Annotated in this window: 20 protein-coding genes; 7 read left to right on the forward strand and 13 right to left on the reverse strand. The window is 65.4% G+C overall.

Translation table 11 applies throughout. The annotated features are described in order from the left end of the window. Positions 1–8 precede the first annotated feature (8 nt). Positions 9–1,181 (forward strand): glycogen synthase, encoded by a 1,173-nt coding sequence (gene glgA / locus HMPREF0291_RS09590; protein ID WP_198002196.1) that lies wholly within the window; start codon positions 9–11, stop codon positions 1,179–1,181. Positions 1,182–1,194: 13 nt separating this feature from the next. Beyond that, the gene (locus HMPREF0291_RS09595) at positions 1,195–2,583 is read left to right on the forward strand and encodes a GH32 C-terminal domain-containing protein (protein WP_005290778.1); all 1,389 of its coding nucleotides are present in this window, start codon (positions 1,195–1,197) and stop codon (positions 2,581–2,583) included. A gap of 27 nt (positions 2,584–2,610) precedes the next feature. Here HMPREF0291_RS09595 and HMPREF0291_RS09600 read toward each other — a convergent pair whose 3' ends face one another. From HMPREF0291_RS09600 to dapE, 7 genes are all read right to left on the reverse strand, one after another. Further along, positions 2,611–3,486 carry a methyltransferase domain-containing protein gene (locus HMPREF0291_RS09600; RefSeq protein ID WP_005290781.1) on the reverse strand — a complete coding sequence of 292 codons (876 nt, stop codon included), beginning with the start codon at positions 3,484–3,486 and terminating at the stop codon, positions 2,611–2,613. Between the two features lie 5 nt (positions 3,487–3,491). Continuing rightward, a complete protein-coding gene (locus HMPREF0291_RS11660; protein ID WP_083770323.1) occupies positions 3,492–3,662 on the reverse strand; it encodes a DUF3117 domain-containing protein in 171 nt (56 codons plus the stop codon). Between the two features lie 6 nt (positions 3,663–3,668). Further along, positions 3,669–4,034 carry a hypothetical protein gene (locus HMPREF0291_RS12085; RefSeq protein ID WP_005290787.1) on the reverse strand — a complete coding sequence of 122 codons (366 nt, stop codon included), beginning with the start codon at positions 4,032–4,034 and terminating at the stop codon, positions 3,669–3,671. 10 nt (positions 4,035–4,044) lie between these two features. After that, complete coding sequence (locus HMPREF0291_RS09610; RefSeq protein WP_005290790.1) at positions 4,045–4,755, reverse strand: glucosyl-3-phosphoglycerate synthase; 711 nt, start codon at positions 4,753–4,755, stop codon at positions 4,045–4,047. Further along, a complete protein-coding gene (gene folP / locus HMPREF0291_RS09615; protein WP_005290793.1) occupies positions 4,755–5,603 on the reverse strand; it encodes a dihydropteroate synthase in 849 nt (282 codons plus the stop codon). The genes HMPREF0291_RS09610 and folP overlap by 1 nt, the downstream gene beginning before the upstream one ends. Continuing rightward, on the reverse strand, positions 5,603–6,400 hold the full coding sequence (locus tag HMPREF0291_RS09620; RefSeq protein WP_005290797.1) for an LOG family protein: 798 nt from the start codon (positions 6,398–6,400) through the stop codon (positions 5,603–5,605). The genes folP and HMPREF0291_RS09620 overlap by 1 nt, the downstream gene beginning before the upstream one ends. Before the next feature lie 69 nt (positions 6,401–6,469). Further along, positions 6,470–7,555, reverse strand: coding sequence for a succinyl-diaminopimelate desuccinylase (gene dapE, locus HMPREF0291_RS09625; protein ID WP_005290800.1), 1,086 nt, complete (start codon positions 7,553–7,555; stop codon positions 6,470–6,472). A 42-nt stretch (positions 7,556–7,597) separates the two neighbouring features. Between dapE and HMPREF0291_RS09630 the strand changes: the two genes are divergently transcribed. From HMPREF0291_RS09630 to HMPREF0291_RS11365, 5 genes are all read left to right on the forward strand, one after another. After that, the gene (locus tag HMPREF0291_RS09630) at positions 7,598–8,554 is read left to right on the forward strand and encodes a 2,3,4,5-tetrahydropyridine-2,6-dicarboxylate N-succinyltransferase (protein ID WP_083770324.1); all 957 of its coding nucleotides are present in this window, start codon (positions 7,598–7,600) and stop codon (positions 8,552–8,554) included. Positions 8,555–8,611: 57 nt separating this feature from the next. After that, on the forward strand, positions 8,612–10,015 hold the full coding sequence (locus HMPREF0291_RS09635; RefSeq protein ID WP_005290806.1) for an amino acid permease: 1,404 nt from the start codon (positions 8,612–8,614) through the stop codon (positions 10,013–10,015). Then, on the forward strand, positions 10,012–11,478 hold the full coding sequence (locus HMPREF0291_RS09640; protein WP_005290808.1) for an amino acid permease: 1,467 nt from the start codon (positions 10,012–10,014) through the stop codon (positions 11,476–11,478). Before HMPREF0291_RS09635 ends, HMPREF0291_RS09640 begins: the two co-directional genes overlap by 4 nt. Positions 11,479–11,601: 123 nt before the next feature. Then, positions 11,602–12,567: a 2,3,4,5-tetrahydropyridine-2,6-dicarboxylate N-succinyltransferase gene (dapD, locus tag HMPREF0291_RS09645; RefSeq protein ID WP_005290811.1), complete on the forward strand. Its 966-nt coding sequence runs from the start codon at positions 11,602–11,604 to the stop codon at positions 12,565–12,567. 67 nt (positions 12,568–12,634) lie between these two features. Next, positions 12,635–13,747 (forward strand): HNH endonuclease signature motif containing protein, encoded by a 1,113-nt coding sequence (locus HMPREF0291_RS11365; protein ID WP_005290814.1) that lies wholly within the window; start codon positions 12,635–12,637, stop codon positions 13,745–13,747. A gap of 48 nt (positions 13,748–13,795) precedes the next feature. On the opposite strand, the gene HMPREF0291_RS09655 is transcribed toward HMPREF0291_RS11365, so the two are convergent. From HMPREF0291_RS09655 to HMPREF0291_RS09680, 6 genes are all read right to left on the reverse strand, one after another. Continuing rightward, a complete protein-coding gene (locus HMPREF0291_RS09655) occupies positions 13,796–14,371 on the reverse strand; it encodes a GtrA family protein (protein ID WP_156774926.1) in 576 nt (191 codons plus the stop codon). Positions 14,372–14,537: 166 nt separating this feature from the next. Beyond that, positions 14,538–15,638, reverse strand: a complete 1,101-nt coding sequence (dapC, locus tag HMPREF0291_RS09660; protein ID WP_005290818.1) for a succinyldiaminopimelate transaminase — start codon at positions 15,636–15,638, stop codon at positions 14,538–14,540. After that, positions 15,639–15,962 carry a ferredoxin gene (gene fdxA / locus HMPREF0291_RS09665; RefSeq protein WP_005290821.1) on the reverse strand — a complete coding sequence of 108 codons (324 nt, stop codon included), beginning with the start codon at positions 15,960–15,962 and terminating at the stop codon, positions 15,639–15,641. A gap of 39 nt (positions 15,963–16,001) precedes the next feature. After that, positions 16,002–16,388 (reverse strand): hypothetical protein, encoded by a 387-nt coding sequence (locus HMPREF0291_RS09670; RefSeq protein WP_050748822.1) that lies wholly within the window; start codon positions 16,386–16,388, stop codon positions 16,002–16,004. Further along, positions 16,385–17,326 carry an N-acetyl-1-D-myo-inositol-2-amino-2-deoxy-alpha-D-glucopyranoside deacetylase gene (gene mshB / locus HMPREF0291_RS09675; RefSeq protein ID WP_005290826.1) on the reverse strand — a complete coding sequence of 314 codons (942 nt, stop codon included), beginning with the start codon at positions 17,324–17,326 and terminating at the stop codon, positions 16,385–16,387. The genes HMPREF0291_RS09670 and mshB overlap by 4 nt, the downstream gene beginning before the upstream one ends. Continuing rightward, positions 17,298–18,995, reverse strand: coding sequence for an ABC transporter family substrate-binding protein (locus tag HMPREF0291_RS09680; protein ID WP_005290831.1), 1,698 nt, complete (start codon positions 18,993–18,995; stop codon positions 17,298–17,300). The genes mshB and HMPREF0291_RS09680 overlap by 29 nt, the downstream gene beginning before the upstream one ends. Between the last annotated feature and the right edge of the window lie 2 nt (positions 18,996–18,997).

The raw sequence follows: 18,997 nt of genomic DNA on the forward strand, positions 1-18,997 counted from the left end.
CGGAAAGCATGAGAGTCGGAATGATGACCCGCGAGTACCCGCCGGAAGTGTACGGCGGGGCAGGTGTCCACGTGACTGAACTGACCCGTTTCATGCGTGACATCGTCGACGTGGACGTCCACTGCATGGGCGAACCGCGCGAGGGCGAGAACATCTACGTCCACGGCGTCGACCCGGAACTGACCGAGGCCAACGGCGCGATCAAGACGCTGTCCACTGGTCTCCGGATGGCGCATGCCGCCGACAACGTCGACGTGGTCCACTCGCACACCTGGTACACCGGCCTGGGCGGCCACCTTGCTGGCCTCCTGCACGGTGTCCCCCACGTGGTCACTGCCCACTCGCTGGAACCGGACCGCCCGTGGAAGCGCGAGCAGCTCGGCGGCGGTTACGACATCTCCTCCTGGTCCGAGAAGAACGCGATGGAAAACGCCGACGCGGTCATCGGTGTCTCCACCGGCATGAAGAAAGCGATCCTCGAGGCCTACCCGAACATCGACGAAGACAAGGTCCACGTCGTGCTCAACGGCATCGACACGGAAGACTGGCACCGCGTCGCCCCTAGTGACGCGGAGAGCAACGGTGTCATCGAGCGCCTCGGCGTAGACACCTCCAAGCCCGTCGTCGCGTTCGTCGGCCGCATCACCCGCCAAAAAGGTGTCCCCCACCTGGTCAAGGCGGCCCAGGACTTCGACGAGGACATTCAGATCATTCTCTGTGCGGGTGCTCCGGATACGCCGGAGATTGCGGACGAGACGCAGGCGCTCGTCGATAAGCTGCGTGAAGGCCGCGGAGGCGTGTACTGGGTCACCGACATGCTGCCGAAGGAAGAAATCCGCGAGATTTACTCCGCCGCAGACATCTTCGTCTGTCCGTCGGTGTATGAGCCGCTGGGCATCGTCAACCTGGAGGCTATGGCGTGCGAAACCGCTGTTGTCGCCTCCGACGTGGGCGGCATTCCGGAGGTTGTCGTCGACGGTGAGACAGGTACCCTGGTCCACTACGACAAAGACGACACAGAAACCTTCGAGAAGGATCTGGCCGAGGCCGTCAACACGCTCGCCGCGGACGCCGACCTGACCAAACGCTACGCGCAGGCAGGCCTGGCGCGCGTGAAGAAAGAATTCACCTGGGACAAGATCGCCCAGGAGACCGTCGACATTTACAAGTCGCTGATCTAACAAAGGAGCACAGTTGAGCACCTTGAGACCGGAACTGCACGTCACTGCGGACAACGGCATCCTCGACGCCGCTGCCGGCATGCTTCGCGACGGCGACGACTGGCACCTGTTCTACCAGTACGAAGCCGAACCGGGCGCACCCGCGCGCTGGGCGCACAAGTTCTCCGAGGGCAACCCGTTCGACTTCTACGAGTGCAACGATGTCATCGCACCCGTCGGCGGCGAAACGCGCGTGCTCGCCGGTTCTGTCGTCGCTGGACCCGCAGGCACCGACCTCTACTTCACGTCCGAGACATCTGCCGGCACCACGATCCAGGTCGCGCGTATCGACGACATCGGTTCCCTCTGCGACAACATCTCCGACTCCAGCGAGATTGACCCCGGTGTGCGCCGCATGGGCCCAGTGGTGAAAGACAAAGGCCGCTTCATCCGCTTCCGCTCCCCGTGTGTCGTGCCCGACTGGAGCGCCTCCGACGACCGTGAGCAGGGCCAATCCGGCTGGCTCATGCTCGCCAGCACCGGTGAGGCCGACAGCCCCATGCCCGTCGTGCTCGAATCCGCCGAAGAGGACACCTGGACGCTCATCGGCCCGCTGCGCTTCGTCGGCGACACCGGCATTCCTTCGGACGTCCCTGTCGTCGCTCCCCGCATCTTCCGCCTGCGAGACGAAGTCGACGGCTTCATCTACGACGTCCTCTTCCTCACCCAAGAGCTGGACAAATGGGACCTATCCGGCTACCTGATCGGCGAGCTCAACGGCAACGAATTCACCGTCAAAGCACCGTTTAGCCGCATCGACCACGGCCACGACTTCACCCGCCCCCGCACCACCAACTTCGTGCCCGGCACGCTTTCCGACGACGAGCGCTACGCCGAAGCCCGCATCTTCGGCCTCCTCGCAGAAACCGGTCGCGGTGGCGACCCGACATCCCAGCCGTCCTGGGCAGCGGAAGGCTGGGCCAACGCCCTGTCCCTGCCGCGCGTGGTCACCCTCGCCGGCGGGCAGCTCTACCAGACCCCCGCTCCGGGCCTGCCCGCCGCCGTCGACGCCACCGAGCATGCGATGCTGTGGACCGGCATGTGCGACATCCCTGCCGGCTCCGAAGTGAAGGTCGAGATTGTCGACGCCGCCGACAACGTCTGCGTGACCATCACCCACTCCGGCGACCAGATCACCGTGGATAGGCACGACGGTGATCCGGCCTCCGCCTCGCTCGACGACGAGGACGAGGACCACATCTCCGTGCTTATCGACGGCTCCGCCCTCGAAATCTTCGCCGGCGGCGGCGCCGTCACCTTCTCCAGCCGCTTCTGGCCCGAGGTCGGCGCGACGGGATTGCGCGTGAGCACCTCCGGTGACGCGCAGATCCTCAACCAGTGGCGCCGCGGCGCTGCGCGCTAAACACGCCGCGCGCTAAGTCCTTCGCGCCTAGACCTTCCGGAGGCGGGTGAGCTGCGCCCGCGCCGTCACCGTCATCGTCTCCGGTAGAGCGGCGACGCGCTCGGCGAGAACCTCCGGGGCGAGATGGCGTGCCGAGGGGCTCATGCCCACCTGGGCGGCAATCGATTCGCGGTCGAGCTTCATGGGGAACTCGATCAATTCGTGCGGGTCGTCGCCGACCGGTTCCAGGTAGCCGGCGGCCTGCTCAAGCATTCGCTCGACTTTGCCCTCTTCGACGCCGAGGATGCCCAGCGGCTCACGCAGTTCGTCGAGGTGGCCGGATTGAGGCGTGAGAATGATCGCCTCACCGCCGCCAACAAGCGCTCGGGCGAACTCGGCCGGGTTGCGCGGCGCGAAGATGACCGTGATCACGTCGACGGACTGGTCACGCACCGGCAGCCCCTGCCACACATCCGCGACGATCGCGCCCACTCTCGGGTGCGACTTCGCCAGATGTTTCGCCGCCGGGACCGAAATGTCCACACCGACCCCGCGTGCCCCGTCCACCGCATCGAGCGTGTGGGCCAGGTAGTAACCGGTGCCGGCACCGACTTCGAGGATGGTGGGGGCGGAGGGATCGGAGGAATCGTCGTTAAGCGCAAGGGCGTCGAGGACGCGTTCGGTGACTGTCTCCACGAACGGCGCGAAGTGCCCACGCGACAAGAACGCCTCGCGGGAAACGACCATCGCCGGGCTGTCACCCTCATGCGCGATGCCCGCACCGGACGCGAGCGTGACATACCCTTGGCGTGCTACATCGTAGGAATGCCCGGACTCAGACACCAGACGCGCGAAATCATCTGCGCCGTGCAAAGGTGTGCCGTCGACGGGGTCAGCGAGAACGTCGACAATATCTCGCAGCATGCGGCTTACTCGCCTGCGACGCCGAGCAGCAGGTTGCCCAGCTCAGCCGCCTCTTCGTTGTTCAGCTCCACAACGAGACGGCCGCCACCGTCGGACGGAATGCGCATGACAATCTTGCGGCTTTCCTCCACAACCTCCATGGGACCATTTCCGGTACGTGGCTTCATTGCAGCCATGCAGTGTCACTCCTCGACATGTAGGTGAGAGGATCCTCGCTCAGAACCCTCGGTTAAGGTGTCTACAATCTTACGCTCATTCGGCGCGGCCGGAGCCAGCTCCGGGACCGCCCCAGGGGCTATCCCGCACTTGGCGACGAGCTGCTCCACGAGTGCATCCACCTGATCCTGGCGGTACCCGCGCGGGACGACTTCGAGCGCGATGTCGTCGATGCGGCCGCCCTCGACGGCGGCGCGGTTGGCTTCCATGACGTCGTGCGGCTCATCCATCGGCGGCAGCACTTCGCCGCGGCCGAAGATCGACGCGGACACCCACGCGCCGAACACGGCGATGGCGGCGATGACGAGGATGAGCAGCAACCAAGACAGCATGCTGGGGATATTACCGCACCCACGGCGGACGCTCGGCGTGCGGCTCGAGCACCCCTGCGCGCGACAGAATGGTCCGCGCGACCGTTTCGGACATCTGCGTCAGCTCCGTCAACGGCCGGTTGCGGTGGGTTTTCAACCCGAGGTCCACTTGGGTGACGGATGCGGGGCCGTGGTGGGTGGTGACGTCGATAAGCAGTCCCGCCTCCACGCCATACCCCGCGGCGAACGGCAGGCGCAGGGCAGTCTCGCGGCGAATCGCGTACTCGCCGGCGAGTGGCTGGTCCAGCTGCGGCACGTCTGGAAAGAACAGGCGCAGCAGGGGTTTCGCGGTCAGTTCTGTGACGCGGCCGCCGTCGTTGGCGCGGCGGTACGCGGCCTTGACCAGGTGGATCGCCGGGTCCTCGAGCGGTGCGGCGAGCGTATCGACCCACCACGGTTCGACGGTGGTGACATCAGCGTCGAGAAACACAACGACATCGCCGCTCGCCGCCTTCACCCCGCGCCACAACGCCTCCCCCTTGCCGGGGCGCACAGGTTGCGGGTCAATGTCGCGCCAGTTCACCACGGTCGCGCCCGCCTCTGCCGCACGCTGCGCCGTGTCATCGCGCGAATCCGAGTCGATGACAAGAACTTCATCAGCACCCGACGCACGCGCTTGCTTGACGACGCCCCCTACCGTCTCCCCCTCATCCAACGCCGGCACCACGACTGAAACGCGCATCAGCCCAGTCCTCTGACGGTGTCCCGGGGCGGTACAGTCCCTTGGATCGCGGCGGTCATGTAGAGCACGTCCATGGTGTCGGCGACCTCGTGGACGCGGAAGGCCGCGACACCGCGGGCAGCGCACCACGCCGTCGCGGCGAGCGTTCCGGTGACGCGCTCCCCGACGGGCTGGCCGTTCTTGCCCAGTGTCTCTTCGATGAAGTCCTTGTTCGACAGGGCCATGAGGACGGGCCAACCGGTGGCGACGATCTCGTCGACACGCCGGAGAATCTCCAAGCCGTGAAAAGTGTTCTTGCCGAAGTCGTGTGTGGGGTCGATGAAGACCTTGTCCTCCGGCACGCCGCAAGAAACTGCGCGCTCGGCCAGCGCGGTGGTTTCGGAGATGATGTCAGCGACCACGTCGTCATAATGCACCCGGTGCGGGCGTGTCCGCGGGGTGGCACCACCCGTGTGAGAGCAGACGTAGCCGACCTTGTGGGCGCCGGCGACCTCGACGAGCTCCGGCTCCCAGCCCGCCCACGTGTCGTTGATGATGGTGGCGCCCGCCGCAATCGCGGCTTCGGCGACCTCCGGGCGCCACGTGTCGGCGGAAATGTCGACGGTGCTTGCGGAGACTTCCTCGCGGACCGCAGCAATCAGCGGAACGATCCGGTCGATCTCCTCCGCCACACTGACGGTGTCGCCGGGTCCGGCCTTGACACCTCCGACGTCGATAATGCTCGCGCCCTCGGCGACTATTCGGCGGGCTCGCTCGACGGCGCTGTCGAAGGCATACGTCGCACCCTTGTCGTAGAAGGAGTCCGGGGTGCGGTTGAGGATGCCCATGATCCGGGCCATCTCACCCATCAGGCTTGGTGCGGCGTGTGAATGTTCCGCGGGTCGGTCATCTCGCGGTGGGACGCGCAAATGTACTCCACGGCTTCTTCGACGGAGTCGGTGACAAGGAAAAGCTCATCATCACCCGGAGAGATCAGGCCGCGGGCGAGCTGCTGACCGCGGATCCAGTCCACCAAGCCGGACCAGAACTCGGTGCCCAACAGGACCATCGGGAAGTTGGTCACCTTGCCGGTCTGGATCATGCAGAGGACCTCGAAGACCTCGTCCATCGTGCCGTAGCCGCCGGGAAGCGAGATGAAGCCCTGGGAGTACTTCAAGAACATCGTCTTGCGGGCGAAGAAGTAGCGGAAGTTCAGACCCAGGTCGACCCAGTCGTTGAGGCCCTGCTCGAACGGCAGCTCAATACCCAGCCCGACGGACATGCCTTCTGCCTCGTGCGCGCCACGGTTCGGGCCTTCCATCAGGCCGGGGCCGCCGCCGGTGATGACGGCGTACCCAGCGTCAACAAGGGCCTTGCCCAACTCGCGGGCCTGCTCGTACTCCGGGGTGCCCTCGCCCAGGCGTGCCGACCCGAAAACAGTCACGGCCCAGCCCAGATCCTGCAGTGCATCAAAACCGGAGACGAACTCGCTGGTGATGCGCATGACGCGCCACGGATCCGCGTGCTTCCAATCGTGATCGGCGCGGCCCATCTCGAGCAGGCGCTGATCGTAGGTCGAACTCCCGTCCTTATCTCTATTGCGCTTGAGAATCGGGCCGGACAGCGTGCGGTTTCTGTCCGGGCGGGGTGTGATCTGTGGGGCCACGGGGGAAACTTGCCTTTGCGTAGGGTGCGGGGGTGCTGAACTTATAAGGTGGCCGGCATCTGCCAGCTCTTACCTACTCTGCGGAGCGAGGAACTCGCGCAGAGAGTCGGCGACGGTGCGGATCTGGTCCACCGGGCACTGCTCATCAATCTTGTGGGCAAAGCCGGGGTCGCCGGGGCCGAAGTTCACGGCCGGAACCCCCAGACTAGAGAACCGCGACACATCCGTCCATCCGAACTTGGCACGGAAGTTCCCGCCGACGGCGCGCAGCAGACCCTTCGCGACGGGGTCGTCGAGACCCGGCAGAGCGCCGCCGACCGCATCGTCGTAGGTGAGTTCAAGGCTCTCGTCAATGTCTAGGACGGACTCAAGGTGCGCCTTGGCGTCCTCCAACGAGCGGTCCGGAGCGAAGCGGAAGTTCACTGTCAGCCGCGCCTCATCCGGAATGGTGTTGGTGGCCACTCCCCCGCTTATCCCCACGACGTTGAGGCCCTCGCGGTACTCGCACCCGGCGATGGTGACCGTGCGCGGCTCGTAGGCCGCCACGCGGCCGAGCACCCCGGCTAGATCGTGAATGGCGTTGTGTCCCAGCCACGCGCGTGCCGAGTGGGCGCGGGTGCCGCGGGCATCGACGAACACGCGGATCGTGCCCTGGCATCCAGCCTCGATAATCGCCCCTGACGGCTCGCCGAGCAGCGCCAAGTCGCCGTCGAACAGCTCCGGGCAATCTCGCTCCAAGTGCGCCAGGCCGTTGTATTGGGCGGCGACCTCTTCGGCTTCGTAACAGATCAGGGTCAGGTCGGTGGTGAGGGAAGAAGCGTCGTAAAGCGTGGCGAACGCGTGCAAATAGCAGGCCAGGCCCGATTTCATGTCCACCGAGCCGCAGCCGAACAGCGTATCGCCTTCAACTCGGTGCGGGACGTTGTCGGCGATCGGCACCGTATCGATGTGCCCAGCCAGCACAACCCGCTGCCCCAACCCGCGGTGCGTGCGCGCGATGAGAGTGTGGCCGCGCCGGATCACCTCCACGCCGCCTAACGCGCACAAAGCCTCCTCGATCGCATCGGCGATCTTCTCTTCCTCATGCGACGGCGATGGGATGTCGATCAGCGCTTTCGTCAGCTCAACAGGGTCCTGAAATAGATCTAACGTCACGTGGGCGATCTTAGCGCGCGACCACCACTGGCCTTTCGTACGATGAGACGCATGGGTCAATCCGCACGCGCAGTAGGAATCGCCAACATCGCCGCCGACGGTACCGTGCTGGACAGCTGGTACCCCTCCGTGTCGCTTATCGGCGACCCCGCCGACATCCTCGCCCCCTCCACCCGCCGCGTCAGCGCCAACGACCTTTCGCAGCGACTGCTCAACCTCGTCGGGATGGACAGGGACCGCCGCGTTGAAGTGGTGCCCGTCCTCACTGAAATCGCCGACCTGGATGCCCCCGCCGTCGACGCGCATGACGTCTACCTGCGCCTGCACCTGCTCTCCCACCGCAAGGTGCGGCCGCTGGAAATCAACATGACCGACTGCCTCGAGCACCTCGTGCCCGTGGCGTGGACGAACAAAGGACCCTGCCTGCCCGACGACTTCGAGTACGTGCGCACCAACCTGCGCGCCCGCGGCACCATTCACGTCTACGGCATCGAGCGGCTGCCCCGCATGGTCGACTACGTCGTGCCCACCGGTGTGACCATCGCCGAGGCCGAGCGCGTCCGCCTTGGCGCCTACCTCGCCGAAGGCACCAGTGTGAACCGCGAAGGCTACGTCTCCTACAACTCCGGAACACTCGGCGCCGCCCGGATCGAGGGGCGACTGTCATCGGCGTGCGTCGTCGGCGGCGGCTCCGACCTTGGCCTATCGTCGCTCGTCATGGCCGGCCGCTCCGGCGGATCCAACCGCACCCCGCTCCACATTGGTGCGGACTGCATCATCCACCCCTCCGCCGGCATCATTGACCTCGACCTGGGCGACCGCTGCGAAATCGGCGCCGGCGTCATGCTCGAACCGGGCACCATTCTCCATGACTCACGCATCGGCACCGGCTTCGAATCCTATGTTCCCGCCCGCACCATCAACGGCCAGTCCGACATCACCATCACCAACGAAGCGCACAGCGCCACACCGGTGATCCGCGAGCAGCGCGCGCAGTAACGCGAAGTCCTCCCCTGATTTCTTGGTCAGCCCCCGCTATTCCTAGACTTGACATTTATGTCAACATCCCTGAACGCCGGGCTGAAAACCCGTCACCTGACCATGATGGGACTCGGCTCAGCTATCGGCGCCGGCCTATTCCTGGGCACTGGTGTCGGAATTCAGGCCGCCGGCCCCGCCGTGCTCATCGCCTACATCATTGCTGGCGCCATCACCGTGTGCGTCATGCAGATGCTCGCCGAGATGGTCGCCGCGCGCCCGTCGTCGGGCACCTTCTCCACCTATGCCGAGGAAGCGTTCGGGCCCTGGGCCGGCTTCCTTATCGGCTGGCTGTACTGGTTCATGATGATCATGATCATGGCCGTGGAGATCACCGGTGCCTCCGCTATCATCGCCGCCTGGTTCAGCATCTCGCCGTGGATTCCGGCGCTTGTGGCGATTGTCGTGTTCACGTTGATCAACTTCGCGGCCGTGCGCAATTTCGGCGAGTTCGAGTTCTGGTTCGCGCTGATCAAAGTCGTAGTCATCGTGGCGTTCCTGATTCTCGGCGTCGCGCTGTGGCTGGGACTGCTGCCGGGCACGTCGTTTGTCGGCCTGTCCAATGTCAGCGACGTCGGCTTCATGCCCAACGGCTGGGGCGGCGTGGCTACCGCGCTGCTCGCCGTCGCGTTCGCCTTCGGCGGCATTGAGCTGGTCACCATCGCTGCCGCCGAATCCGAAGACCCCGAGGTCGCCGTCCACTCCGCGATCCGCACCATCATCTGGCGCATCTCCGTCTTCTACATCGGCTCCGTGCTGCTCATCGTGCTGTTGCTGCCGTTCAACCAGATCGGCGGCGCGTCCGACGCTTCCGAATCGCCCTTCACCGCCGTGCTGCGCCTGGCCAACATCCCCGGCGCCGTGGGCATTATGGAGGCGGTCATCGTCGTCGCGCTGCTGTCCGCGTGCAACACGCAGATCTACGGTTCCTCGCGCTTCCTGCACAACCTCTCCGTGCGTGGCGACGCCCCCCGCGCCTTTTCGCTTACCGACGCCCGCGGCGTCCCCCTGCGCGCCGTCATCGTCTCCGTCATCTTCGGATTCGTCGCCGTCGCCCTCCAATACTGGAACCCGCCGGGGCTGCTCGCCTTCCTGCTCAACGCCGTCGGCGGCTGCTTGATCGTGATCTGGTTCGCCATCGCGTTCTCGTTCCTGCGCCTCCACCCGCGCCTGGAGGCCTCCGGCCAGCTGACCGATGTCCGCATGTGGGCCCCGTCTGTCTTGCCGTGGGCAACCATTGCGCTGGCTGCTGGGATTGTTGTACTCATGCTTACCGACGACGGCGGCCGCTTCCAGGTCATTGCCGTCGCCGTCGTTGTCACCGTGATCACCGTTGCCGGGCTGATCTGGACCAACACCGGCGCGTTCAAGCGCCGCCGCGCCGAAAACACAACCAAGACCACCGAAGGACCCCGCCGATGACTACTGCCGCTAACACCTCCGGACCTGACTCCGGTGCCAACCACGGCGCCACCGCAACCCCCACCGCGTTGACCAACGACGCGAATTCTGAACTCGGCAGCGGCCTGAAGTCGCGCCACCTCACGCTCATGGGCCTGGGCACGGCCGTCGGTGCGGGCCTGTTCCTCGGCGTCGGCGTGGGCATCCGCGCAGCGGGGCCGGCGATTTTGCTGGCCTACGTCATCGCCGGCATCGTCGTCATCTCCGTGATGCGCATGTTGGGTGAGATGGCGGCGGCACGCCCGTCGTCAGGGTCTTTCGCGACGTACGGACGCCAAGCGTACGGCCACTGGGCGGGCTTCCTCCTCGGCTGGATCTACTGGTTCCTGCTCATCATGGCGTGCGGTGTGGAGATCACCGGCGCATCCGCCATCATGGCGGGCTGGTTCGGGGTGCCGCAGTGGATTCCGGCGCTCGTCGTCGTGGGCATTCTCACCGCCGTCAACCTCGCGCAGGTCAAGGGATTCGGCGAGTTCGAGTACTGGTTCGCCATGATCAAGGTCGCCGTCATCTTGCTCTTCCTGGTCATTGGTGCCGCCCTATGGCTCGGCCTGTTGCCCGCCAACGGCTTCGTCGGGTTCTCCAACGTGACCGAATCCGGTTTCGCCCCCAACGGCATCGCCGGTATCGCCGCCGGCCTTCTCGCCGTCGCCTTCGCGTTCGGAGGCATCGAGGTGGTCACCATCGCCGCCGCCGAATCCGAGGACCCCGCCCGCAACGTGCGCAACGCCGTCAACTCCATCATCTGGCGTATCGCGCTATTTTACATCGGCTCGGTCATCGTGATCATCCTGCTGCTTCCCTACGCGCAGATCGACGGCGCGGACACCGCCGCAGAATCCCCCTTCACTCAGGTGCTGGACATGGCCAACATCCCGGGCGCGGCCGGCTTCATGGAGGCCGTCATCGTCTTGGCGCTGCTCTCGGCCTTCAACGCGCAGGTCTACGGCACGTCCCGCCTGGCCTACCAGCAGGCGCTCGAAGGTGACGCTCCGCGCTGGATGGCGCGCACCAACGCCCGCGGCGTGCCGATCAACTCGGTGCTCGTCTCCGTCTTCTTCGCCTTCGTGGCTGTCGGTCTGCAGTGGTGGAACCCGCCGGGCATGATCGACTTCATCATGAACGCCACCGGTGGCTGCCTCATCGTGGTGTGGATCATGATCACGCTGAGCTACATCAAGCTCAAGCCGGGCATCGCCGACTCCGCCGTCCAGGTCCGCGGCGCATCCTGGGTCCCGTGGGTCACGCTCGCCGCGCTCCTCGGCCTGGTCGTCCTGATGCTTTTCGACGCCTCCGCCCGCCCCCAAGTCATCTCCGTCACCATCCTCTCCCTCGTGCTGGTGGGCTTGTCCCTTCTCACCCGCGGTAGAAGCGTCAAAAACAACGCTGAAATCGCACCGGACGGGAACAAAACCTCTGCCTAATAGCGTTTCACGCGTGCCAAAGCTGAGATATCGCCCCCGATTCTCTAAGCTGGCTCACGGAAACAACGCGACGTGTCCCCCGTAGACACGTCGCATCACTGAGCAGAAAGAGCTGATACAGAGATGACCACCGCAATTGCTAAGGGCCTGGCCACCGTCACCCACGACGGAACCGTTCTGGATGTCTGGTACCCGGCCCCGAAGATTGGGGAGTCCGTCACCGAAGCCGGCACCACGCGCCTCGAAGAGACCCCGCAGCAGTTCGAAGACCTGGCCGGGCCGGATGAGGATCGTGGGGTGGCGCGTGTGGCAGTGGAGACGCGGATTGCGTCGATAAGCGATGCCCCCGCAGATGCATACGACGCGTACCTGCGCCTCCACCTGCTATCCCACCGCCTAGTCAAGCCGCACGAGGCGAACCTCGACGGGCTGTTTGGTCTGCTGGCCAACGTCGTATGGACCAACTACGGTCCGTGCGAGGTGTCTGACTTCCAGGTCGTACGCGGTCGCCTGGCAGCCAGGGGCCCGGTCGTTGTCTACTCCGTAGACAAGTTCCCCCGCATGGTCGATTACGTTGTGCCGTCCGGCGTGCGCATCGGCGACGCCGACCGCATCCGCCTCGGTGCCCACCTGGCCGAAGGCACAACCGTCATGCACGAAGGCTTCGTGAACTTCAACGCCGGCACCCTCGGTGCCTCCATGGTCGAAGGCCGCATTTCCGCTGGCGTGGTCGTTGGCGACGGCACCGACATCGGCGGCGGCGCCTCCATCATGGGCACCCTGTCCGGCGGCGGCAAGGAAACCATCAAGATCGGCGAAGGCTGCCTGCTCGGCGCCAACGCCGGCATCGGCATCTCGCTCGGCGACAACTGCACCGTTGAGGCCGGCCTTTACGTCACCGCCGGCACCAAGGTCGTCATCACCGATAACATCGCCGCCGACCTAGGCCGCTCCGCCGGCGACGAGGTCAAGGCCGTCGAGCTGTCCGGCCACAACAACATCCTGTTCCGCCGCAACTCCCTGACCGGCGCCGTCGAGGCTTCCCGCGCACACGCCGTCGAGCTCAACGAAGAACTGCACAAGAACTAACTCCCGTTGCGCACTGCAGTGTGCACGCTCTTGCCCCGCCTTGTGCGGGGCTTTTAGCGTTTGAGGCATGGAAACTTTCGATGACCTTGTCAGCGCGTTCAGCGCCCCAAGGTTGGGGGCGTTGAAAGATTTCAACAAACAGCAAGCACTCAGCGCCGGCGTGGAGCCGTCGGTGGTGAACAACTGGAAACTTGTCCATGACGCCTACTTCGGCGATGGCTTATCTGCAGCCAAGCGCGAGAAAGCCTCGAACAAAGCGATGCGCTTGGGCCTCTCCGTGGGCATGCTCGCGAAGATTGAGCGCTCCATCGCGCACATCAAGCACGCGACACGCCGCCACACCATGCGCCTGAAGCTTCTCGACGCCGCCAGCCGCACCACCCGCACTTTCAAAGCCTTGGGAGCACTGATCAAGAAGATCGTCCCGCCGAAAAACCCACCCGCGCGCCAGGAGCGCGCCACCATCAGTGAAGGCGACGACGACATGGCCACCCTGACCCTGACGACCGGTAAACGCTTCCTCGCCGACCTCAAGCACGTTCTTACGGCCGGCATGGGTGCTAACGAATCTCCAGGGGCGCACATGGCCCGCAAGCTCATCGCCTTATTGCGTGGCGACGGCAGCGTCCCCGAAGCCTCACCCCGCCCCATGCTCCTTGTTCCCCTGCCGGAATGGACGCGTATTGTGCGCGGCGACGGCGACGATGTCATCCTCGGCTTGACCGACGGCACCACCATGACCGGCAAGGAATTCATGGACCGGTTCATCGCCACCGGCGGCAACGAGATGGAAGCCGCAGTGTTCCACCCCACCGAAGGCGCCGTGAATCTGTACCGCACTGAGCGTCTGGCCAACGCCAAGCAACGCGACCTGGCCAAGGCAATCCAGCCGATGTGCGCTCACCCGGACTGCCACCATGCTGCCGACTTCTGCCAAGTCCATCACGCGGAAGCATGGGCGCGCGGCGGGGAGACTAACATCGCCAACCTGGTTCCGCTGTGCCGCTACCACAACCGTATTAACGACGACACCCCGGACGTGCGCCGCTCCCGAGGCCACATTGCAATCCGCGCCGGCCGGCCAGTATGGGTCTCCCCGTACGGCACCGTGCGCACCAACCAGCGGCATAGGTTCGGCGCCATGGACGCTCTCTTCGGTCCTGCAGTTGCCGCCGCTTAGACTGCGGGAACTCGAAGGGCGGCGAGCTCGAGGGGCGGCGAAGCCGGTCTAGACGACAGCGAGGGGGCTTTTCGGTTTCCCGAACGTCCAGAGTTTATTGATGACGAAGTTGACCGGCATCGCCACCAGGGTCGAAATCGCGGCGGACCAGTAGAATTTTGTGCGGAAGCCGGTGGAGTTGTCGAAGATGTCGTCGGAAAGCGCGATGGGCGATGTCGGATTCATCAGCAACGTCGCCACGGTCTGACTTACGAGGAATGCGACAATGCCCGTGGTCATGAACGGGAAATAGCCGCGCAACCACGACTTCTTCGGCACATTGCGGAACGTCCACGACCGGTTGAGCTGGTAGTTCCACGTGTTTGCCACCACAAACGCAATGGTCATGATGACGTGGTACCAGCGGACGTTCCACCGCGTGCCGAACAAGTTCATGAAGACTTCGTTCTCGTGGATATCCCACCCGAGCTCGAGCGCCTTCTTGACTACATAAACCACCGCAAGGTTGACGAAGACCCCTGACCCGCCGACAATCCCGAATTTGATGAATTCTCGTGCGCCGTTAGCGAAGCGGACAGCGGTACTCCCGCCGCCCTCAGCTGGCCGTGGTTCGGCCGGTGTCACAGTGTCCGTCAATGAGCGTCCTTAGTCCTCAGTGGCGCCCGAATCGACGCGCAACTTCCCGGCAACATTACTCTGGTAGCGCGCGAACTCTGGGATTGTCGTGGCGTTATCTTGCTCACGAACCGGTCGAACCGCCCGTGGACGCGGCTGCGACGAACCAGAAGCGCTACTGCGCTAGGCGGGCGACTGCGGCATCGATGCGCTCGTCCGTCGCGGTCAGCGCAATGCGGACGTGCTGAGCGCCGGCAGGGCCGTAAAAATCGCCCGGTGCGGCGAGGATGCCGCGCTCGGCGAGCCAGTCGAGCGCCTCGCGGGAGTTCATGCCTTCGCGGCGCACCCAGAGGTAGAGGCCAGCGTCGGATGCATCGACCGTGAACCCAGCGCCGGGCAAAGCCTTCAGCAACTCGACGCGGCGGGTGGCGTACACCGACCGTTGCAGCTCCTCATGGAGGTCGCTACTCAGTGCTGCGGTCATTGCGTGCTGGATCGGGCCAGGCACGATCAGGCCGGCGTGTTTGCGCACCTCCAGCAGTTCTTGGACCAGGTTCTCGTCGCCGGAGATCATGCCGGTGCGGTAGGAGGCGAGATTCGAGGTCTTCGACAGCGAGTGCAGCGCGAGCAGCCCGGTGTTGTCCCCGTCAGTCACGGACGGGTGCAGGATGGACACTGGGTCGGTGGTCCAGCCGAGGTAGAGGTAGCACTCGTCGGAGGCCACGATCGCGCCGGTGTCGCGGGCAAACTCAACCCACGCTCGCAGCTGCTCCACCGATGCCAGGGCGCCGGTCGGGTTCGAGGGCGAGTTGATGAACACCAGGGCGGCGTCGCGGGGGGCGTCGGCGGGATCGTCGCAACGCACGATGTTGCACCCTGCGATGAGTGCCCCGACTTCGTAGGTGGGGTACGCCACTTCTGGGATGACCACGGTCTCGCCGCGCAGCCCGAGCAGCGTCGGCAGCCACGCGACGGCCTCTTTCAGGCCGATCGTCGGCAGAACCGATTTCTCGTTCAGCCCCGCGATGCCGAAGCGGCGCTCCAGAGCCGACACGATCGCCTCGCGCAGCTCCGGGGTGCCCATGGTCTGCGGGTATCCGGGCGCGGCAGCATTCTCTGCGAGGGCGAGCTGGATCGTCGGGGGCACCGGATCCACGGGCCCGCCCACGGACAGGTCAATCAAACCGTCCGGGTGGGAGGCCGCCTTCTTCTTGACGTCGAGGATCGTGTCCCACGGGAAGTCAGGCAGGGTCGAGGAGAGCGGGCTGCGCGGCATTTAGGACTCCCGCATCGGCGGCAGCGCGGCCACGAATGGGTGGTCGAAGTCGTACTTGCCGGCGGCAGCCGCTCCGCCTGGGGAGCCGAGCTCGTCGAAAAATGCGACGTTAGCGTCGTAGTAGTCGTTCCACTCCTCGGGCAGGTCGTCTTCGTAGAAGATGGCTTCGACCGGGCAGGCGGGCTCGCAGGCGCCACAGTCCACGCACTCGTCGGGGTGGATGTAGAGCATGCGTTTGCCCTCGTAGATGCAGTCGACGGGGCATTCTTCGACGCATGCGCGGTCGAGCAGATCAACGCACGGTTCGGCGATGATGTAGGTCATTGTTGCTCCTCTGGGTTTTCCTGTTGCCCGTCAAGTATGTCACTTGCGCCGTAGGAGGGGCCAAACCCCTCCGAGGCAACCGGCGGTTAACAGCGCGAGTGCGCGAATGGAATTGTTGTTCAGGATATCGCTGGTGACGTCGACGCCGAAATAGAGCATTGCAAAGCAGGCGGCCCACACGAGGGTCGGCACGAGCACGCGCACGCTTTTCGACGTCCACAACCGCCCCGTCCGCGTGACCACCCCCTGAAAGAGGAACGCGGTAGCGATAGACGGGATCCCCCACGCGGTGTTGATGGAGGTGACTTGCAGCAGCACGGCGATCATCGCGCCGATGCTGAGCCACGCGATGGCCCGGCGTGCTTCGGAGGGGCTGAAGTCAGTGCGGACCTGCGGCTCCCTGCGCATGGGTGGCTCGGGCGTCACAGCGCGATGCCGCTGAGCAGGTCAGCACCGTGGTCCAGCGGCTGCCCGGCCCCGAGCTGGTAGTGCTCGCGGCGAATGACGGGCTGAGCAATGAGATTGGACAGCGCGTAGGTGGTCACGTCGGCGGAGGGGGCGCGGCCGAAGGCGGCGTGGGGGTTGGTGGTGGAGGTGGAGCCGTCGGCAATCCAGATCTGGGTGGCGTGGGCGCGCATGGCGTCGATCTTGGCGGCGTAGACGGTGTCGTTCATCTCCACCCAGGTGTCGCTAGTATCGACGGCATCGAGCTCGCCCGGCGCAGGACGGGTCCAGCCTGCGGGGACCACATCGGCGATTTCAGCTTCAAGCTCGCTGCGCAGGCGCGCGGCCCAGAGAATGCGCGGTAATCCCCCGATCTGGTCGGCGGCGGCGTGCGTGATCTCGTGGGCGCGGATGTGGTCGGGGTGGCCGTAACCGCCGTTGGGGTCGTATGTGAGCACGAGGTGGGGCCGTTCCCGTTCGAAGACGGCGGCAAGGTCGTCGATCGCGCGCTGCCCCGAGTTCACGAGTGCCCGCGCATTGCGTGACGCCAGCGACCCCGCCATCCCCGAATCCCTGTACTGCCCCGCCCCGCCGAGGAACTCGCCGCGCACGCCGAGGATGTCCAACGCGCGGGCCAGCTCGTGGATGCGGAAGCCGCCCAACTGGTTGGCGCCCCGGCCCTGGTCGTCGACGAGGCCCTGGTAGGTCTCGCCGATGACTTCGCCTTCCTCGCCGAGCGTGCAGGTCACAACGAGGACGTCGGCCCCGCGGCGAGACAGGTCAGCGAGGGCGCCGCCGGTGGAGATGGATTCATCGTCCGGGTGGGCGTGGACGGCGACGACGCGGTACCCAGTGAGGTCTCTACGATCAGCGTGCGCGTTGGGGCGGGGGTTACTCGGGTTCTGTGGTGCGTTGCTCATTGGCAGTTGTGTCCTCTTTCCATGTGTCGGCCCCGGCAAGGCCACGGTCCCATTCTTCCAAGTTCGGCGACGGGCCAATGATGCCTTGCCCCAGGACGATGATCCGGCGCTCGCGCAGTACCGGCACCCACACGGCTTCGATTGCGGTAGCGGCGGTGACCTGTTCGCGGGCTTGTTGGCTGGAGATGTCGCCGGCGAGAATTGCCTCGGCTAGTCGGTCCGTGTCCGGGGTGCATAATCCGCTCAGGTTGCCGGAGGCGTAGCGGTCAGCGCCCGCACCGCCTGCGTCGTTGCCGTTGGCCCCATCGCCGCCACTGTCCTGGGCGCCGCTGTCCCCGGCTTCCGTTGCGGCGGTGTAGGGGCATTGGACCTTGCTGGCCCACGCAGTCGAGCTGTTGGTGAACGACCAGCTCATCACCGCATCGATCTCACCGGCAGGCAGTCGCTCCGCAATATCGGTCATGTCGGCGGCGACGGTCTCCGCGGAGATCCCTTCGCCGTTGAGGATGTCCACGAGCGCTCTGGTGGCCGGCATCGACTCGTCATCGCGCGGGTCGGCGGCGATGCGCAACGGCCTGTGCTTATCGACGGCCGCGCGCAACTCTCCCGCTTCTCGACCCAACGCCGGAGTCGCTTCGGCGGCATCGACGTCGCGGGAGCGGGAGGAGGCGATGCGGGCGATGAGGGGGACGTCGATAAGCGAGCGCAGCTCCTCGCGTGCCGCAAGGTCATTGAGAATGGGCGAATCGACGCTCATGACCAGGCCTAATTCTCGTGGTCCGCGCTCCGTGCGGACTTGGGTTCCGGGGATGAGGGAGTACGCGTCGGCCGATGTCTCCCCCGGCACGTGATCGACGAAGGCGAGCTGGCCGGCGCGCAAACGGTCGGCGACCTGCTCGGTGGAGCGCACCGAATTCAGCGTCAGAATGTCAATGCTCGCCGGGCTTTGCCCCCAGAACCTGTCATTGCGGTTCAGCGTGATGATGCCACTGCCGCGGTCGACTTGGTCGACCATGTAGCGGCCGGCCGAAGCTGGGATCGAGTCTGCGAGCGCCGCTGCGAAATCGGCTGCGGTCGAATCGAGCAGGTGTGACGGCAGCAGGTTGCGGAACATTCCCTGCCAATCGCCGACCGGCTCGTCAAAAACGACGTCGACGATCTTGCCGCCTCCGCCCGAGACCCGCACGTCGCTCACGGCACGGTACGGGGCCGGGTCGACCGTGCCCGGCGTGGAGGTCATGCCACGCCACAGGTAGGCGAAGTCGGCGCCGGTGATGGGACTGCCGTCGGACCATTGGGCGGCCGGGCTGATTTCGTAGCGCACGGTCATTGCCGCGTCCTCGTCACCCTCGCCGGCGGGCAGCTCGCTGGTGCTGACGAGCAGATCAGTGTTCATCTTCCCGTCCACGAACGCGCTGGGCAGGGTGAGCTCAGCAATATCCTGCACCGTCGAATTCTCATCGGCGATGAGGTGCGGGTTGAGCCCGTTGCGCAGCGGCTGCACCCCGACCTGGACTTGTGACCGCGTCGGGCCGGGCTGGACGGTCGTCGTCGCTGTCTCCGTGGTCACCGTCTCTTCGACGATCGGGGGCGGGCCCGGGTTGGCTGCGCACGAGGAGAGCAGGCTTATCGACGCGAGCGTGACCGTCGTCAAGCGAACTGCTTTCATGC

Source organism: Corynebacterium genitalium ATCC 33030, from assembly GCF_000143825.1.
GTDB lineage: Bacteria > Actinomycetota > Actinomycetes > Mycobacteriales > Mycobacteriaceae > Corynebacterium > Corynebacterium genitalium.

What these genes read in the sequence shown, in the direction of transcription:
- HMPREF0291_RS09635 (WP_005290806.1), top strand. Translation starts at nt 8,612, where the DNA reads ATGTCAACATCCCTGAACGCCGGGCTGAAAACCCGTCACCTGACCATG.
- fdxA (WP_005290821.1), bottom strand. Translation starts at nt 15,962, where the DNA reads ATGACCTACATCATCGCCGAACCGTGCGTTGATCTGCTCGACCGCGCA.
- HMPREF0291_RS11660 (WP_083770323.1), bottom strand. Translation starts at nt 3,662, where the DNA reads ATGGCTGCAATGAAGCCACGTACCGGAAATGGTCCCATGGAGGTTGTG.
- HMPREF0291_RS09640 (WP_005290808.1), top strand. Translation starts at nt 10,012, where the DNA reads ATGACTACTGCCGCTAACACCTCCGGACCTGACTCCGGTGCCAACCAC.
- glgA (WP_198002196.1), top strand. Translation starts at nt 9, where the DNA reads ATGAGAGTCGGAATGATGACCCGCGAGTACCCGCCGGAAGTGTACGGC.
- dapD (WP_005290811.1), top strand. Translation starts at nt 11,602, where the DNA reads ATGACCACCGCAATTGCTAAGGGCCTGGCCACCGTCACCCACGACGGA.
- folP (WP_005290793.1), bottom strand. Translation starts at nt 5,603, where the DNA reads ATGGGTGAGATGGCCCGGATCATGGGCATCCTCAACCGCACCCCGGAC.
- HMPREF0291_RS11365 (WP_005290814.1), top strand. Translation starts at nt 12,635, where the DNA reads ATGGAAACTTTCGATGACCTTGTCAGCGCGTTCAGCGCCCCAAGGTTG.
- HMPREF0291_RS09600 (WP_005290781.1), bottom strand. Translation starts at nt 3,486, where the DNA reads ATGCTGCGAGATATTGTCGACGTTCTCGCTGACCCCGTCGACGGCACA.
- HMPREF0291_RS09630 (WP_083770324.1), top strand. Translation starts at nt 7,598, where the DNA reads ATGAGACGCATGGGTCAATCCGCACGCGCAGTAGGAATCGCCAACATC.
- dapC (WP_005290818.1), bottom strand. Translation starts at nt 15,638, where the DNA reads ATGCCGCGCAGCCCGCTCTCCTCGACCCTGCCTGACTTCCCGTGGGAC.
- HMPREF0291_RS09610 (WP_005290790.1), bottom strand. Translation starts at nt 4,755, where the DNA reads ATGCGCGTTTCAGTCGTGGTGCCGGCGTTGGATGAGGGGGAGACGGTA.
- HMPREF0291_RS09680 (WP_005290831.1), bottom strand. Translation starts at nt 18,995, where the DNA reads ATGAAAGCAGTTCGCTTGACGACGGTCACGCTCGCGTCGATAAGCCTG.
- mshB (WP_005290826.1), bottom strand. Translation starts at nt 17,326, where the DNA reads ATGAGCAACGCACCACAGAACCCGAGTAACCCCCGCCCCAACGCGCAC.
- HMPREF0291_RS12085 (WP_005290787.1), bottom strand. Translation starts at nt 4,034, where the DNA reads ATGCTGTCTTGGTTGCTGCTCATCCTCGTCATCGCCGCCATCGCCGTG.